The 15616-nt window shown below is 71.5% G+C and carries 12 protein-coding genes; 1 reads left to right on the top strand and 11 read right to left on the bottom strand.

Going from position 1 to position 15616, the window contains the following annotated elements; genetic code table 11:
* Positions 1-27: 27 nt before the first annotated feature.
* From MB828_RS28025 to MB828_RS27975, 11 genes are all read right to left on the bottom strand, one after another.
* Entirely contained in the window at positions 28-1047 is a 1020-nt protein-coding gene (locus tag MB828_RS28025) for an ADP-ribosylglycohydrolase family protein (RefSeq protein ID WP_301650649.1), read from the bottom strand.
* Positions 1044-1763: an NUDIX hydrolase gene (locus MB828_RS28020; protein ID WP_133025753.1), complete on the bottom strand. Its 720-nt coding sequence runs from the start codon at positions 1761-1763 to the stop codon at positions 1044-1046. The genes MB828_RS28025 and MB828_RS28020 overlap by 4 nt, the downstream gene beginning before the upstream one ends.
* 168 nt (positions 1764-1931) lie before the next feature.
* A complete protein-coding gene (locus tag MB828_RS28015) occupies positions 1932-3056 on the bottom strand; it encodes a pseudouridine synthase (protein WP_133025752.1) in 1125 nt (374 codons plus the stop codon).
* An 11-nt stretch (positions 3057-3067) separates the two neighbouring features.
* Positions 3068-3718 (bottom strand): SMC-Scp complex subunit ScpB, encoded by a 651-nt coding sequence (gene scpB, locus MB828_RS28010; protein ID WP_046729010.1) that lies wholly within the window; start codon positions 3716-3718, stop codon positions 3068-3070.
* On the bottom strand, positions 3715-4830 hold the full coding sequence (locus MB828_RS28005; RefSeq protein ID WP_301650648.1) for a segregation and condensation protein A: 1116 nt from the start codon (positions 4828-4830) through the stop codon (positions 3715-3717). The genes scpB and MB828_RS28005 overlap by 4 nt, the downstream gene beginning before the upstream one ends.
* Before the next feature lie 18 nt (positions 4831-4848).
* Positions 4849-5466: a hypothetical protein gene (locus MB828_RS28000; RefSeq protein WP_301650647.1), complete on the bottom strand. Its 618-nt coding sequence runs from the start codon at positions 5464-5466 to the stop codon at positions 4849-4851.
* Entirely contained in the window at positions 5451-6578 is a 1128-nt protein-coding gene (locus tag MB828_RS27995; RefSeq protein ID WP_046729013.1) for a ParA family protein, read from the bottom strand. The genes MB828_RS28000 and MB828_RS27995 overlap by 16 nt, the downstream gene beginning before the upstream one ends.
* 412 nt (positions 6579-6990) lie before the next feature.
* Positions 6991-8115: an alanine dehydrogenase gene (gene ald, locus MB828_RS27990; RefSeq protein ID WP_301650646.1), complete on the bottom strand. Its 1125-nt coding sequence runs from the start codon at positions 8113-8115 to the stop codon at positions 6991-6993.
* Positions 8116-8249: 134 nt separating this feature from the next.
* Positions 8250-10316 carry a tetratricopeptide repeat protein gene (locus tag MB828_RS27985; RefSeq protein ID WP_301650645.1) on the bottom strand — a complete coding sequence of 689 codons (2067 nt, stop codon included), beginning with the start codon at positions 10314-10316 and terminating at the stop codon, positions 8250-8252.
* Positions 10317-10635: 319 nt separating this feature from the next.
* Entirely contained in the window at positions 10636-11262 is a 627-nt protein-coding gene (locus MB828_RS27980) for an NUDIX domain-containing protein (RefSeq protein ID WP_301650644.1), read from the bottom strand.
* Between the two features lie 84 nt (positions 11263-11346).
* Complete coding sequence (locus tag MB828_RS27975; protein WP_133026113.1) at positions 11347-13035, bottom strand: CTP synthase; 1689 nt, start codon at positions 13033-13035, stop codon at positions 11347-11349.
* Positions 13036-13552: 517 nt separating this feature from the next.
* Between MB828_RS27975 and MB828_RS27970 the strand changes: the two genes are divergently transcribed.
* Positions 13553-15355: a glycoside hydrolase family 15 protein gene (locus MB828_RS27970; protein WP_133026112.1), complete on the top strand. Its 1803-nt coding sequence runs from the start codon at positions 13553-13555 to the stop codon at positions 15353-15355.
* The last annotated feature ends 261 nt before the right edge of the window (positions 15356-15616 follow it).

The following is a 15616-nucleotide window of genomic DNA, read 5'->3' as shown; positions in this document are numbered from 1 at the left end:
CGGGACCAGGCGTCCGTCCGACCGGTTTCAGGCGTCCCAGAGCGCGCCGAGGGTCATCAGGTCTCCGCGGTACTCGATCCGGTCGGCCCACTCCGTCGGCCAGGCCTCCTCGCCCAGCCAGGCCCCCGCGAACGCGCCGGTGAGGCAGGCGATCGAGTCGGAGTCGCCGGAGGAGCAGGCGGCCCGGCGCAGGGCGGTCAGCGGTTCCTCGGGGAAGAGCAGGAAGCACAGCAGCCCGGTCGCGAGGGCCTCCTCGGCGATCCAGCCGGCGCCGGTGGCCAGGCACGGGTCGTCCTCCGGGGAGGCGGTGCGCACGGCGGCGGCGAGGCGGTCGAGGATCTCCAGGCACTCGTCCCAGCCGCGCGCGACGAACGCCTCGGGGGTCGCGTCGTGGCCGCGGGTCCAGAGGTCGCCGAGCCAGGTGTGGTGGTAGCGGGTGCGGTTCTCGGCGGCGTACGACCGCAGCCGTCCGACGAGGTCCACCGGATCGGTCCCCCGCGCCAGCAGCAGCACGGCACGTGCGGTGAGGTCCGAGGCGGCCAGGGCGGTGGGGTGGCCGTGGGTGAGGGCGGACTGCAACTGGGCCGCGCCGGACCGCTGTTCGTCGCTCAGCCCGGGTGCGAGTCCGATCGGCGCGACCCGCATGTTGGCGCCGCAGCCCTTGGAGTCGACCTGGCTGGCGTCCTGCCAGATCCGGCCCTCCTCCTTCAGCAGGCCGCACGCCCGCAGACAGGTCCGGCCGGGTGCGCGGTTGTTCTCCGGTGACTGGTACCAGTTGACGAACTCCTCGCGCAGCGGCCGCTCCAGCCGCTTGGGGCCGAGCACCCCGCGGTCCATGGCGGTGCGCAGCGCGTGCCCCACGGCGAGGGTCATCTGGGTGTCGTCGGAGACGAAGGCCCGCGCCGGCAGTTGCATCTGCCGCCAGGGGCCGGTCTTGGCGAGGATGGACGGCACGTCGTTGAACTCGGTCGGGAAGCCGAGCGCGTCTCCGAGGGCGAGGCCGATCAGGGAGCCGGTGGCGGCGCGCTTGTGGGCGGTGAAGGTCATGCGGGGCGTCCTTCCCGGGGCGGGCGGAGCAGGGGAGGGTGGAGCGAGGTGGCGTCGCCCGCGCGGTAGAGCGCGGCGGGTTTGCCGCGGCCGCCGGTCAACCGGGCCGCGCCGGGCACCGGTTCCACGAAGCCCGGCGTGGTGAGGACCTTGCGGCGGAAGTTGGGGCGGTCCAGCGTGACGCCCCACACGGTCTCGTAGACGTTCTGCAGCTCGCCGAGCGTGAACTCGGGCGGGCAGAAGGCGGTGGCGAGACAGCTGTACTCCAGCTGGGCGCCCACCCGGTCGTGGGCGTCGGCGAGGATCCGGTCGTGGTCGAAGGCGAGCGGCCGGCCCGGGTCGTACGGCAGCCAGCGCGCCTGCGCGGCGTCGCCGCCGCCGTGCGGCTCGGGCGGGTCGGGCAGCAGGGCGGTGAAGGCGACCGAGACGACCCGCATCCTCGGGTCGCGGTCCGGCTCGCTGTAGGTGCGCAGCTGTTCGAGGCGCAGCCCCGACACGTCCGACAGACCGGTCTCCTCGGCGAGTTCCCGGCGGGCCGCCGTCTCGGCCGACTCGTGGGGCAGGACGAAGCCGCCGGGCAGCGCCCACCGTCCGGCGTACGGCTCCAGTCCGCGCTCGACGAGCAGCACGTGCAGGGCGCCCGCGCGGAGGGTGAGGACGGCGAGGTCGACGGTGACGGCGAAGGGTTCGTAGGCGTACTTGTCATAGCCCCGCACGGTTCCGTCACCTCCTTGGCGTCATGTGAGTAATAGTCGCTACGACTATAAAGCTGGCGGGGATCGTCACGCAAGCTCTCAGCGCCCGCTGGACCCCTGTTCGCGGGAACGGCGACGGCCGGCCCCGGTGGACCCGGGACCGGCCGTCACAAGGACGCACAGGGCGTTCTAGAGGTCGACTTCCTTCATGAGCATCCCGACCTCGGTGTTGGACAGCCGGCGCAGCCAGCCCGACTTCTGGTCGCCGAGGGTGATCGGCCCGAAGGCGACCCGCACCAGCTTGTCGACCGGGAACCCGGCCTCGGCCAGCATGCGGCGGACGATGTGCTTGCGGCCCTCGTGCAGGGTGACCTCCACGAGGTAGTTCTTGCCGGTCTGCTCGACCACCCGGAAGTGGTCCGCGCGCGCGTAGCCGTCCTCCAGCTGGATGCCGTCCTTGAGCTTCTTGCCCAGGTCGCGCGGGATCGGGCCGACGATGTGCGCGAGGTAGGTCTTCTTCACGCCGTACTTGGGGTGGGTCAGCCGGTGCGCCAGCTCGCCGTGGTTGGTGAGCAGGATGACGCCCTCGGTCTCGGTGTCCAGCCGCCCCACGTGGAAGAGCCGGGTCTCCCGGTTGGTGACGTAGTCGCCGAGGCACTGCCGGCCGTCCGGGTCCTCCATGGTGGAGACCACACCGGCCGGCTTGTTCAGCGAGAAGAACTGGTACGACTGCGTGGCGACGGTCAGGCCGTCGACGCGGACCTCGTCCTTCTCCGGGTCGACCCGCTTGCCCTGCTCCAGGACGATCTCGCCGTTGACCTCGACCCTGGCCTGCTCGATCAGCTCCTCGCAGGCGCGCCGGGAGCCGTAGCCCGCGCGGGCGAGGACCTTCTGGAGCCGCTCGCCCTCCTGCTCGGCGCCCGGGAAGGTCTTCGGGAGCTTCACGTCCTTCTTGCCCGCGTACCGCTCGCGGTTGCGCTCCTCGGCACGGGCGTCGTACTCACGGGAACTCGCCGGCGCGCTACGGCCGCGCCCGGTGCCCTGCCCCTGCCGGGGTCCGCCCTTGGCGCCGCCGCGCGCCGAGGCGCCGCGGCCCGACTTCGGGCCGTCCTGGGTGGCGCCGGGACCCACGTCGTAGCGGCGCTCCTCCGGGCGCGGCTTCTTCGGCCGGCCGGTGCCCTGCTTGTCGTCGCGGGAGTTGCCGGCGCCGCGGTAGTTGCCGCGCCCACCGCTGCTCCCGCCGCGGCCGCCGCTGTTGCCACCACGGCTCCCGCCGTTGTTTCCGCTGCTGTTCCTGCCGCTGCTGCTTCGCATCAAATTTCCGTCTAGTCGTCTGCGTCGTCTGCGTCCGGCGCATCGGGTGCGTCCGGATCGAACGACGGCACGCCCTCCTGGGTCTCGGCCTCGATCGCCTCCGCCTCCGGGAGGAAGGGCGCGAGTTCCGGGAGTTCGTCCAGGCCGCGCAGGCCCATCCGCTCCAGGAAGTAGTTCGTCGTCCTGTACAGGATCGCACCTGTTTCGGGTTCCGCGCCCGCCTCCTCGACCAGACCGCGCTGGAGCAGGGTGCGCATCACACCGTCGCAGTTGACCCCTCGTACGGCCGAGACCCGGCTGCGGCTCACCGGCTGGCGGTACGCGACGACCGCGAGGGTCTCCAGCGCGGCCTGGGTCAGGCGGGCCGTCTGCCCGTCCAGGACCAGCCGCTCGACGGCGGGCGCGTACTCGCCGCGCGTGTAGAAGCGCCAGCCGCCCGCGACGAACCGCAGCTCGAAGCCGCGGCCCTGCGCGGTGTACTCGTCGGCCAGCGCGCGCAGCGCCTTCGTGATCGTCTGCCTGGGCCGTTCCAGGATCCTGGACAGGTGCTCGGCCGTGGCGGGCTCGTCCACGACCATCAGGACCGCCTCCAGGGCCGGCTTCAGGTCGAGGTCGGCGACGGGACGCAGCCCCGCCGGCAGTTCCGTCGTCTCCTCGCTCACGGCTTCTCCTCCTTGGGCGGCTTGGGCGGCTCGGGCGGCCGGTCGAACTCGTCGGTGACCACCGGGCCGGTCTCGCCGTCCCCGCCGGTCCACCGCACCAGCAGGTCACCGAGCGCGGTCTCCTGGTCCAGGGCCACGGCCTTCTCCCGGTACAGCTCCAGCAGGGCGAGGAAGCGGGCCACGACGGTGAGCGTGTCGTCGGTGTCCTCGACCAGCGTCCGGAAACTCGCCTCGCCCAGCTCCCGCAGCCGCGCCACCACGATCCCGGCCTGCTCCTGCACGCTGACCAGCGGAGCGTGGATGTGGTCGACGTACACCTGTGGCTTGGCCCTGGGCTGCATCGCCTTGACCGCGAGCCTGGCGAATCCTTCCGCCCCGATGCTGATGACGACCTCGGGCAGCAGCTCGGCGAGGTGCGGTTCGAGTCCGACGGTGCGGGGCCAGCGGCGGGCCTCGTCCTCCAGGCGCCGGTTGAAGATGTCGGCGATCTGCTTGTACGCGCGGTACTGCAGGAGCCGTGCGAACAGCAGGTCGCGGGCCTCCAGCAGCGCCAGGTCGGCCTCGTCCTCCACCTCGGCGGCGGGCAGCAGCCGCGCGGCCTTCAGGTCGAGCAGCGTGGCGGCGACGACGAGGAACTCGGTGGTCTGGTCGAGGTCCCAGTCCGGTCCCATGGCCCGGATGTGCGCCATGAACTCGTCGGTGACCTTGGAGAGCGCGACCTCGGTGACGTCCAGCTTGTGCTTGGAGATCAACTGGAGGAGAAGGTCGAAGGGCCCCTCGAAGTTGGCAAGCCGCACCTTGAAAACCCCGTCGGCCACGGCTTCCGGCGCGGCGGGCCCGGCGGCCGCCAGGACTCCGGGACCCGCCACGCCCGCCTCAGGCTCAGTGTCAGGTGCCACGGCTTCGGGATCCGCCACGCCCGCCTCAGCCCCGGACCCGGGTGCCATGGCCTCGGGGGCCTGCGTCCCGGTCTCAGGCTGGGGCTCGGGTGCCACCGGCTCCGGGTCCGCGACCGCCGGTGCCGCGGCCTCCGGAGGTGTCGCCCCCGGGCCCCTGCCCAGCGGGCGGCGGCCGCCGGAGGCGCCGGGAGCGGGAGCGTCGGTCGAGGTCATAGCCCCCGCAGGCTACCCCTACCGGCCGCGCAGCCGTCGTACGAGGATGCTCGCGTCTCCCCGGGACTCCAGGTCCGCCAGGACCACGGCGACCGCCTCGCGGACGATCCGGCCCCGGTCGACGGCGAGGCCGTGCTCGCCGCGGAGGACCAGGCGGGCGTGCTCCAGGTCCATCAGCTCCTCGGCGGAGACGTACACGGTGATCTTCTCGTCGTGCCGTTCCCGTCCGCTGGGCCGCCGGGCGGGCGCCCTGCCGCCGCGCTTGCGGGGCTGGGCCTGGGCCGCGGGCCCGGCAGAACCTTCCTGCGCCGCCTGCCGGCGCGCGGACCGCTCGCCCGCCGGGGCGACCGTGGTGGGCTGCGCGGCGCGGTTGCGGGACTCGCCGGCGTCGGCCGCTTCGGCCTCCGCCGCCACGTGCTCCGCGCCCTCGCCGTCGCCGCCCTGCACGGGCACCGCGTGCGGCGCGTCCTCGGCGGGCTCGGCCGCCGTCTCGCCGTTCTCCCCCGCGGGAGTCGCGGGAGCCGGCACCCGGGCCTCGCCGTTGGCCGGGCGCCTGGGGCTGGACGGCTGCAGTGCCGTCCCCCCGGTCGTACGGAACAGTTCGTCGGCCCCGGGCAGACTCACTCGGCGTGACACCGGGCGAGCACCTCCCTGGCGAGCTGGCGATAGGCGGCGGCACCGACGGAGTTGGAGGCGTACGTGGTGATCGGCTCACCGGCGACCGTGGTCTCCGGGAAGCGGACCGTGCGGCCGATGACCGTGTGGTAGACGTGGTCGTCGAAGGCCTCGACCACACGGGCCAGCACCTCACGGCTGTGCACCGTGCGCGAGTCGTACATCGTGGCGAGGATGCCGTCGAGTTCCAGCTCGGGGTTGAGCCGCTCCTGGACCTTCTCGATGGTCTCGGTCAGCAGGGCGACACCACGCAGCGCGAAGAACTCGCACTCCAGCGGCACGATCACCTTGTGCGCGGCGGTCAGCGCGTTGACCGTGAGCAGACCCAGCGAGGGCTGGCAGTCGATCACGATGTAGTCGTAGTCGGGCAGCAGTGGCTTCAGGGCGCGCTGGAGCGTCGACTCACGGGCGACCTCGGAGACCAGCTGGACCTCGGCGGCCGACAGGTCGATGTTGGAGGGCAGCAGGTCCATGTTGGGGACCGCGGTCTTCAGGAGCACCTCGTCGGCCGACATGCCCCGCTCCATGAGCAGGTTGTAGACGGTGAGGTCGAGCTCCATCGGGTTGACACCGAGACCCACCGACAGCGCGCCCTGCGGGTCGAAGTCCACGAGCAGCACGCGCCGGCCGTACTCCGCGAGCGCGGCACCCAGGTTGATGGTCGACGTCGTCTTGCCGACGCCGCCCTTCTGGTTGCACATCGCGATGATCTTCGCGGGGCCGTGATCGGTCAGCGGGCCCGGGATCGGGAAGTACGGCAGCGGGCGTCCGGTCGGGCCCACGCGCTCGCGGCGCTGGCGGGCGGCGTCGGGCGCGAGCGTGGCCGCGTACTCCGGGTCCGGCTCGTATTCGGCGTCGGGGTCGTAGAAGTGCCCCTCGGGCAGTTCGTCGTAGTCGGCGAAGTGGTTGTGGGGCGCGCCACTTCCGTCGCCGGCCATGGCGTTCACGTGATGGCCATCCATGCTCTGGTGTGCTGTCCGCGTGGTCAGCGGAGTCCGGGCTGCTGTGAAGGTGCGCACCGCGACGGAGCCGACAGCCTCGAACCCCGCGGGACCCTGGTCCCGTACCGGCATTCCTGGTTGACCACCCCCGGGAGAAAATGTCGACTCATTCACAAGTCGTCTTACCTCCTTGGTGACCAGGAAACTTCTAGACAGGTCAGCGTGGCACCATGCCGACGGTTGGCGACTCTATGGCGTGTCGGGCGTCCGCAGCAACACAATCCGCCGGACCCGGCACGATGTGTCGGCAATGAAACATGTCGCTGTCAAGGGCGTACGGCCGTCGCACAGCAGGTTTCACCGGTGTGCGAATCGGTCGAAGGGTTACGTTCGAGGCGAGTTGACCGAGAGTCGCAAAGTGACCATACACACATCCGGCCGGACCTTGTCGGGCAAGGTCCGGCCGGATGTGCGTGATTGACGCGGCTTGTTGACGTATCGCCTTTACGAAAAGGTGACTTAGCGGCCGCTCCGCCGTACCGACTCAGCCGATCAGCGTCTCGAGGTCCACGTGGTCCAGGCCGTGCGCCTCGGCGACCTCCTTGTAAACGACCTTGCCGTCATGGGTGTTGAGGCCCTTGGCCAGCGCGGCGTCCCGGCGCAGGGCCTCCACCCAGCCGTTGTTCGCGAGCGACACGATGTACGGCAGCGTGGCGTTGGTGAGCGCGTAGGTGGAGGTGTTGGGCACCGCGCCGGGCATGTTGGCGACGCAGTAGAAGACCGACTCGTGGACCTTGAAGGTCGGCTCGGCGTGGGTGGTGGGGCGGGAGTCCTCGAAGCAGCCGCCCTGGTCGATCGCGATGTCGACAAGGACACTTCCCTGCTTCATGCGCGAGACCAGCTCGTTGGTGACGAGCTTCGGGGCCTTGGCGCCGGGGATGAGCACCGCGCCGATCACGAGGTCGGCCTCCAGGCAGGCCTTCTCCAGCTCGAAGGAGTTGGAGACGACGGTCTGGATCTTGGTGCCGAAGACCTTGTCGGCCTCCTTGAGCTTGTTGATGTCCCTGTCGAGCAGGGTCACGTGGAAGCCCATGCCGATGGCGATCTGGGCGGCGTTCCAGCCGGAGACCCCGCCGCCGATGACGACGGCCCGGGCGGCGAGCACGCCCGGGACACCGCCGGGCAGCACCCCGCGGCCGCCGCTGGCGCGCATCAGGTGGTAGGCGCCGACCTGCGGGGCGAGCCGGCCCGCGACCTCGGACATGGGCGCGAGCAGCGGCAGCGCGCGGTTCGGCAGCTCGACGGTCTCGTAGGCGATGGCCGTGGTGCCGGACTCCAGCAGCGCGTCGGTGCACTCCTTGGAGGCGGCCAGGTGCAGGTAGGTGAAGAGGGTCTGGTCCTTGCGGAGCCGGTGGTACTCCTCCGCGACGGGCTCCTTGACCTTCAGCAGCAGGTCGGCGGTGGCCCACACCTCGTCGGCGGTGTCCAGGATCGTGGCGCCGGCGGCGGTGTACTCGGCGTCCGGGATGGACGAGCCGACACCGGCGCCGCGCTCGATGACGACCTGGTGGCCGTGACGCACCAGCTCGTGCACGCCGGCCGGGGTGATGGCCACCCGGAACTCGTTGTTCTTGACCTCGCGGGGGATGCCGACCTTCACGTCGATCACGGTCCTTGGCTCAGAGGGTGTGGGGGCATAGCTGCACATACCCGGCATACGGGATACACCAGGAGACACCGCAGGAGAACCGGCGGCAGAGCCAGTTTAATGAAGGCGTTCCGGCTGTCTAGCCTTTCATTGCATCAATCTTCGCCGGGCGCGGTACGGATTTCGTAGGTGTTAGCGCCTTGTTCCGGGTCGGAGTCGGGGTCCGAGGAGGCCTGGGCCTCCTCACCCAGCATGCGCTCGGCCGCCGCGCGGTGCAGGCTCGCGGCGGTGGAGTCGCCGAGCCGCTCCAGCGTGTCGGCCAGCCTGAGCTGGAGCGCCGCCTGAAGCCGGACGTCCCCGGCACGGCGCGCCCACTCCACCGCCTCCTGGCAGGTGCGCAGCGATTCCTCGGGGCGTCCGGCGTACTCCTGTACCCGCGCCAGCTCGCTCAACGCCCGTGCCTGCGCGGCGACATCGCCGTTCTTACGATGGCCGGAAACCGCCGCCCGCCACGCCCTGAGGGCCTCGCCGTACCGGCCCGCGTAGGTGTGCGCGCCGGCGATACGGCCGTAGAGCCGGGCGGCTTCGGCTCGCTCGTCGCGGGCCAGCCGCTGGGCGAGGGCGCGGCCGAACCAGTCGGCGGCCCGGTCGTAGTCGCCCAGCTCCTGATGCGCGCCACCTACGGATTCCATTGCGCGAGCGGTCGCGTACGGGTCATTTGCTCTGCGTCCGGCGTCCAATGCAGACCGATAACGCACCAGCGCATCTCCGGTGCGCCCGGTCTGGGCGTCCAGGTCGCCCAGGTTCAGCAGCGCGGCGGCCTGCTCGCGGGGCAGGTCGCGACGCTCGGCGACGTCGAGGACGAGCCGGTGGATGCCGTACAGGTCCGGGGCCGCGGCCCGGGTGCCGAAGTGCGCCACCATGGCCTTGACCAGCTGGGCCATCAGCCGGCGCGCCAGGGTGTCCAGCTCGCCGTCGGCGACCGCGGCACGGGCGGCGGACAGCAGGGCGGGGCGCCGGGCGCGCAGCCAGTCGGCGGCGGCGCGCGGGGTGGGGAAGCGCAGCTCGCGCGGGAGCGCCTGGAGCTTCTCGCGGGCCTGCGGGTTGTCGGTCTCGGTGATCGCCCGGCAGGACTGCAGCAGCCGTACCGTGCGCTCCAGCATCCGGGCCCGGGCCAGCTGGAGCTCGCCGGGCCGCTCCTGGGACTCGGCCATGGCCCGGATCAGCGGGTGCAGACAGCCCGGGACCTCGTACTGGGGCAGCACGGACGGCGCGACGTGCAGCAGTCCGAGGCGGACCAGTTCGTCCAGGGTGACGCGGGCGGTGTCGACCGCGCAGCCGGCCAGGGCGGAGGCGGTGTGCGGGTCGACCAGTCCGGCCGGGGCCAGACTGAGCAGTCGCAGTATCCGGGCGGCCTGGGCGGGCAGCTGGTCGTGCACGAACCGGAAGAGCCGGGTCAGGGCGCTGCTGTCGTCGGCGTCCGCGTGCAGGCGTTTCGCGAGGTCGGAGACGGCCACCTGGGGGCGGGCGGCCAGCCAGCCGCCGGCCAGGGTGAGCGCGGCGGGGTGTCCCTGGCACACCTCGACCAGCGCCTCGGCGGACCGCGGGTCGACGGTGATGCGGACCGAGCCGGTGTAGCGGGCGAGCAGTTCCACGGCCGACTTGGTGTCGAGGCCGCCCAGAGTGCACGGGCGGACGTCCGAGATCCCGGTGAGCGGGCCGCCGGAGACGGCGACGGCCAGGCAGTCCGGGGTGTCCGGGAGGAGCGCGTCGACCTCTTCGGCGCCGGGCGCGTCGTCCAGCAGGAGCAGCATGCGGCGCTCGGCGAGGGCGGTGCGCAGGGCGTGGGTGAGGTCGTCCTCGGCGGCGCCGGCCGGGGTGGGCAGCCGCAGCGCGGTGAGGAGTTCGCGGGCGGTGCGCTCGACGGGGACCGGGGTGCCGTCGGGCTCGGTGAGGCGGGCCCGCAGCACCCCGTCGGGGTAGTCGTCGGCGACCCGCCGGACGAGTTCCGCGGCGAGGGCGGTGCGTCCGGATCCCGGTCTGCCCGCGATCAGCAGGACCCGGGCGCGGGGGGCCTTGCGGCCCGCGATGGTGTCCAGGCCCGCGCGCTCGATGTCCGCGCGCAGTTCCTTCAACTCCCTTGTACGGCCCAGGAATTGAGCGTCCGGGGCCGCGGGCGCCGCCAGTCGTGCACCGCCTGTGTCCACCGCCTGGTCCGTCACGGGCCACACTCCCGTCCCACCGCACGCGCAAGCCCGCCGGGACTCCGGTTCGGGCGTTTCGGCTCAATCGCGTCGAGCCTAGTTCACGTGCGCGGACGTTCCCGGCGGAGCACGGCGAGCGCATCGCCCGATCGGATCAGGCGATGGTCACACCGGTACACCCGAAGGGCGGATTCCGGCCTCGAAGGGCCGGTTCAGGACCACGGAGGGCCGGTTCAGGACCATGGAGGCGGCGCCGAGCCTATGGAAGGCAGCGCCGGCGCCACGGAGGGCCGGGCCGACCCTACGGAGGGCGGCGCCGGCGCCACGGAGGGCCGGGTCAGGCTTCGAAGGGGCGGGCCGGCCAGGGCGCGTCGGCCGGGCGCAGGGCGTCCAGACCGTCGCCGGTGCGGGCGGCGACCAGCGAGAGCACGCCCGTCACCAGGCACGTGTTGTGCACATCGCCGGCCAGCACCAGCCGGACCAGTTCGTCGACCGGCACGCGCGCGTACTCCAGGTCGGTCTCCTCGTGCTCCGACTCGAAGCGGTTCCCCTCGGCCTCCGCCAGATCACGGGCGAGGAAGACCCGTACGGCCTCGTCGCAGCCGCCGGGGGTGGTGTACAGGTCGGTCAGCACCCGCCAGTCCTCGGCCTTGACGTGCGCCTCCTCGTACAGCTCGCGCTGGGCGGCGTGCAGCGGGTTCTCGCCCGGGACGTCGAGCAGCCCGGCCGGGATCTCCCAGAGCTTCTGCCGGACCGGATGCCGGTACTGGCGGATGAGCAGGGCGCGGTCCTCCTCGTCCAGGGCGAGGACGGCGACCGAGCCGGGGTGGACCTGGTAGTCACGGCGGACCACCGAACCGTCGGGCATGACCACCTCGTCCGTGCGGACGGAGGTCTTGTTGCCCACGAAGGGGGTCTCCGTCGCGCGGATCTCCCACTCCTCGGGGGTGTCCTTGATCGTCATACCGAGCCCTTCCAGACGTACACGAGAAAAACCGGGGTGCGCACCTTTGAAGGTATGCACCCCGGCCACCGTACAACTGGTGTGTTACTTCGAATTCGCCTGCTCGCCCTCGGCCTGCTGACGCGCGACGGCCGCCTTCACCAGGCCCGCGAACAGCGGGTGCGGGCGGGTCGGCCGGGAGCGCAGCTCCGGGTGGGCCTGGGTGGCGACCAGGTAGGGGTGGACGTCCCGCGGGTACTCGACGTACTCGACCAGCTTGCCGTCCGGGGAGGTGCCGGAGAACTGGATGCCCGCCTTCTTCTCCAGCTCCGCGCGGTAGGCGTTGTTCACCTCGTAACGGTGCCGGTGCCGCTCCTCGACGTACTCCTTGCCGTCGTACACCTCGCGCACGATGGAGCCCTCGGCCAGCTTGGCCGGGTACATGCCGAGCCGCATGGTGCCGCCCATGTCGCCCTCGCCGGCGACGATGTCCAGCTGCTCGGCCATGGTGGAGATGACCGGGTGGCCGGTGGCGGAGTCGAACTCGGTGGAGTTGGCGTCCGGGATGTCGGCCAGGTTGCGCGCGGCCTCGATCACGATGCACTGGAGGCCCAGGCAGAGGCCGAGCAGCGGGACCCGGTTCTCGCGGGCGTAGCGGATGGCGCCGACCTTGCCGAGCACACCGCGGTCGCCGAAGCCGCCGGGGATGCAGATGCCGTCGACGTCGGCGAGCTGGGCGGCGGCACCGGCCGGGGTCTTGCAGTCGTCCGACGTGACCCACTTGATCTTCACGCGGGCCCGGTTGGCGAAGCCGCCGGCCCGCAGCGCCTCGGTGACCGACAGGTAGGCGTCGGGCAGGTCGATGTACTTGCCGACCAGTGCGAGGGTGATCTCGTGGTCGGGGTTGTGGACGCGGTCCAGCAGGTCGTCCCAGGTCCGCCAGTCCACGTCGCGGAACGGCAGGTCCAGCTTGCGGACGACATAGGCGTCCAGGCCCTCGCCGTGCACGGTCTTCGGGATGTCGTAGATCGAGCGGGCGTCCGGGCAGGCGACGACCGCGGCCTCGTCGACGTCGCACATCAGCGAGATCTTGCGCTTGATGGCGGTCGGCACCTCGCGGTCGCAGCGCAGCACGATCGCGTCCGGCTGGATACCGATGTTGCGCAGGGCGGCCACGGAGTGCTGGGTGGGCTTGGTCTTCAGCTCGCCGGACGGGCCGATGTAGGGCAGGAGCGAGATGTGGACCACGAACACGTTGTCCCGGCCGACCTCGTGCCGGACCTGGCGGACGGTCTCCAGGAACGGCAGCGACTCGATGTCGCCGACCGTGCCGCCGACCTCCGTGATGACGACGTCCACCTCGTCGGTGGCCATGCGCCGGATGCGGTGCTTGATCTCGTTGGTGATGTGCGGGATGACCTGGACGGTGTCGCCCAGGTACTCGCCGCGCCGCTCCTTGGCGATCACCGTGGAGTAGACCTGACCCGTGGTGACGTTGGCGGAGCCGTCCAGGTCGCGGTCGAGGAAGCGCTCGTAGTGGCCGATGTCCAGGTCGGTCTCGGCGCCGTCGTTGGTGACGAACACCTCACCGTGCTGGAAGGGGTTCATCGTGCCCGGGTCGACGTTCAGGTACGGGTCGAGCTTCTGCATCACGACGCGCAGGCCGCGGGCCTTGAGCAGCATGCCCAGGCTGGAGGCGGTCAAGCCCTTGCCGAGCGAGGAGGCGACACCCCCGGTGACGAAGATGTGCTTGGTCGTCGTAGCTGTGCTGTTCCGAAAAGCATGCGGCGGCATGGCCAAGAGGGGGCTCCCGTGGTCGCGATCTGTCGTGCGGTACGGCTGCCGCCCGGTCGGTTCCGGGGTGGTGCCGTCGCTGCGGTTCGGGGGTTTCGTGCCCACCGGTCCACGGGCTACCAGGGTATCAGCGCCGCGGAGAGATGGCTTCCGACCACGTTCCGTACACAGGCCGGCACGGATATGGGGTCCTGGTCACCGGGTTTTCACCCGGCGCTCACCCGTTCGGCCCACACGGGTTGCCCGGAGCGGCGCGCAGATCATCTACGTGCGTCGTATCCTGCTCGGACACTCGCTGCCGAGTCCGGCCGGAAAACACGGCACACCCCCGCCCGTATCTCCCGGAACAACGAGAGCTTGGCAGTTCGTTGAGCTATGACTGTCGTTTTGCCTCAGGGCATGGCGGGCTGCTTTGCTTCACCGCTCAACGACGCACAACAACAACCCCCCTTGACCGCACTAGCGACAGCCCCCCGTATGCGTGGGGGGTGACGTGGCCGTTCGACTGGAGTTGCACGTGGCCGGGCGCATCGAAGACTACGCACTCATCGGAGACATGCAGACCGCTGCCCTGGTCTGCCGGGACGGCACAGTCGACTGGCTGTGCCTGCCCCGCTTCGACTCGCATGCCATCTTCGCCGGTCTGCTCGGCACCGAGGAACACGGTTTCTGGCGGCTCGGCCCGGCGCACGCGGCGGACTCCGAGCCGCCGACCGCGGCCCGCCGCACCTACCGCGGCGACTCGCTGATCCTGGAGTCCGAGTGGGACACCCCGCGCGGCACCGTCCGGGTGACCGACTTCATGCCGCCCCGTGACGGCGCGCCCCAGCTGATCCGGATCGTCGAGGGCGTCACCGGCCGGGTCCCGATGCGCTCCGTCCTGCGGATGCGGTTCTCGTACGGCCGGGTGGTCCCCTGGGTGCACAAGCACGACGGCCGTACGGTCGCCGTCGCGGGCCCCGACTCGGTGTGGTTCGACACCTCCGCGGAGACCTACGGGAAGTCGCTGACCACCTACGCGGACTTCACGGTGGCCCCCGGCGACCGGATCGCGTTCACCATCTCGTGGGAGCCCTCGCACAAGGAGCCCCCGGCGCTGCCGGAGCCGGAGCAGTCGCTGGAGGCGACGGAGAACTTCTGGCGGGACTGGGTCGAGCACTGTACGTACCACGGCCCCTACCGCGAGGCCGTGGTCCGCTCGCTGATCACGCTGAAGGCCCTGACGTACGCGCCCACGGGCGGCATCGTCGCCGCGCCCACCACCTCGCTCCCCGAGGACATCGGCGGCGTCCGCAACTGGGACTACCGCTACACCTGGCTGCGCGACGCGGCGATCACGCTGTCCTCGCTGCTGCGCACCGGCTACCGCGAGGAGGCCCGCGCCTGGCGCGAGTGGCTGCTGCGCGCGGTCGCGGGCGACCCCGAGAACCTGCAGATCATGTACGGCATCGCGGGCGAGCGCGAGCTGGGCGAGGCCGAGCTGGACTGGCTGCCCGGCTACGAGGGCTCGGCGCCGGTCCGGGTCGGCAACGGCGCGGCGCACCAGCTCCAGCTGGACGTCTACGGCGAGGTCACCGAGGCCCTGCACCTGGCCCACATGACCGGCCTCGCCCGCAACGACTACGCCTCCCTGCTCCAGCTGAAGCTCATCCGCTACCTGGAGGACCACTGGGACGAGCCCGACGAGGGCATCTGGGAGGTCCGCGGGCCGCGCCGGCACTTCGTGCACTCCAAGGTGATGGCCTGGGTCGCGGTGGACCGCACCATCAAGCTGATCGAGTCCGGGGACGCGGACGGCCCGCTGGAGCGCTGGAAGGAACTGCGCGACGACATCCACCGGGACGTCTGCGAGAAGGGCTACGACAAGGAACGCAACACCTTCACGCAGTCCTACGGCTCGCAGGAGCTGGACGCGTCGCTGCTGCTCATCCCCCAGATGGGCTTCCTGCCGCCGGACGACAAGCGGGTCATCGGCACCATCGAGGCGATCCAGCGCGAGCTGTCCACCTCCGACGGCTTCATCCTGCGCTACCCGACCTCGGGCGGCGAGGAGGGCGTGGACGGCCTGCCCGGCGACGAGGGCGCCTTCCTGGCCTGCTCGTTCTGGATGGCCGACGACCTCGCGATGATCGGCCGCGTCGACGAGGCCCGCAAGCTCTTCGAGAAGCTCCTCGCCCTGCGCAACGACCTCGGGCTGCTCGCGGAGGAGTGGGATCCCCGGCTGAAGCGGCAGGTGGGCAACTTCCCGCAGGCGTTCAGCCACGTGCCGCTGATCGACACCGCGCTGCGGCTGACGGCCTCCGGGGCGTACGGAGGGTGAAGGCCGTCGGTCGTGTGCGGGTGGGCGGGGGCGACCGGGCTCTCCGGCACCCCGAAGGGACGCGGGGAACTGCGCGACCGGGCTCTTCGGCGCCCCGAAGGGGCGCTGGGGGTCCCCCCGGCCGAAGGCTGGGGGAGGAACTGCGCGACCGGCCACGACGGCGCCGCGGCCGACGGACTGCGCAGCGCGGCGGTCGCACAGCCGCATTTCCGGCTCAGCGCTCGGCGGAAAGTGCCGTGGGGGCGTTCGCCCAGGTAGCGT

The organism is Streptomyces arenae (assembly GCF_022343545.1).
GTDB lineage: Bacteria > Actinomycetota > Actinomycetes > Streptomycetales > Streptomycetaceae > Streptomyces > Streptomyces humi.
The sequence above is the reverse complement of the archived record's forward strand: the minus strand, read 5'-3'. Positions and strand labels throughout refer to the sequence as shown.